Annotated in this window: 1 protein-coding gene; it reads right to left on the minus strand. The window is 74.7% G+C overall.

Annotation, left to right across the window (positions count from 1 at the left end):
- Positions 1-1,231: glycosyltransferase family 87 protein (locus C6N31_RS42180; RefSeq protein ID WP_307811612.1), on the minus strand; the 1,231-nt coding region annotated here is incomplete at its 3' end.
- Positions 1,232-1,251 lie beyond the last annotated feature (20 nt).

Consider the following 1,251-nt stretch of genomic DNA (forward strand, 5'->3'; position numbering starts at 1 on the left):
CCATGGCGTTGCCGATGTAGAGCACGGTGCCCGCGAGGGGGACGGCGAGCCATTCCCAGCGGCCGTCGAGGGCGACCAGCGCGATCACCAGCAGGGCGTACCAGTAGTAGGAGGGCGAGGTCAGGAGCAGCGCGGTGCCGGTGACGAGCAGCGCGCCGCTCCACGGCCGGTCCGGGTCGCCGCGGCGCATGACGTAGAGGGCGGTCAGCGCGATGAGGGCCACCGCGACCGGGGCGGCGACGCCGTCCGGCAGGAACAGCCGCAGCAGCGCGAACCGTCGGACGCTGCCTGATTCGTACCCCTCCTCCTGCAGATAGCCGGGCAGGTAGCCGAGGACGCCGAAGCCGGAGGTCAGGATGTACGGCAGATAGGCGAGTGCGATCACCAGCGCGGCGGGTACCAGGACGCGCGCGGCGTCGCGGGGGCCCCGGCGGGCGAGGGCGCCCGGCAGGACGACCGCGGGCAGCAGTTTGACGGCGATGGCCGCGCCGAGCAGCGCGCCGCGGCGCGGCAGGACGGACGTACCGAGCGCGAGCACGGTCAGCAGCACGCCGAGGGTGTCGACATGCGCGTCGTTGACGGCCGCGAAGGACACCGCGGGACACCAGGCCCACAGCGCCGCGCGCCGTGGATCGCCGCGCCGCCGCAGGACGAGGAGCAGAGCGGCGGTGGTCCCGACGGCCAGCAGCGCGCCCGCGATCTGGGTCGGCTTGTGGCGGGCGCCGTCGGGGGACAGCGCGTGGACGGCGAGGAACCAGCCTTCCGCGACCGGCGGGTAGATGGTGTTCACGGCGGGCCGGTTGATCCGGGTGCAGTCCGCGCCGACAGCGCGCAGATCGGGTGCCGGGCAGTCGGGGCCCGGCGGGAAGAGCCAGCGGTCACGCAGCCCGGCCAGTTCCGGCGCGGCGGGCGGGTGGGCGTACGGGGAGATGCCCGCGGCCTGCACCCTGCCGTCCCAGGCGTAGCGGTACATGTCGCTGCTGGTGCGGGGCGGGCCGCTCAGCGCCGCGAGCGACAGCGCGGCGCTGCCGGCGAGCACCAGGACCACGGCGGCGCGCACGGGCACCTTGCGGACCGTCCATGCGGCGCCGGCGAACAGCACCCAGGCCGCCGCGTACCAGTACAGGAGGTGGCGCGGGTGCGCTTCGGAACCTCCGATGCGGATGGTGACGGCGACGACGGCGGTCAGCGCGGCGACGAGGACTGAGGTGCATACGGTGCGGACTCCCACACCGTCCACCGTGGCAGGTG

The sequence above is a fragment of the Streptomyces fildesensis genome (assembly GCF_016107395.1).
GTDB lineage: Bacteria > Actinomycetota > Actinomycetes > Streptomycetales > Streptomycetaceae > Actinacidiphila > Actinacidiphila fildesensis.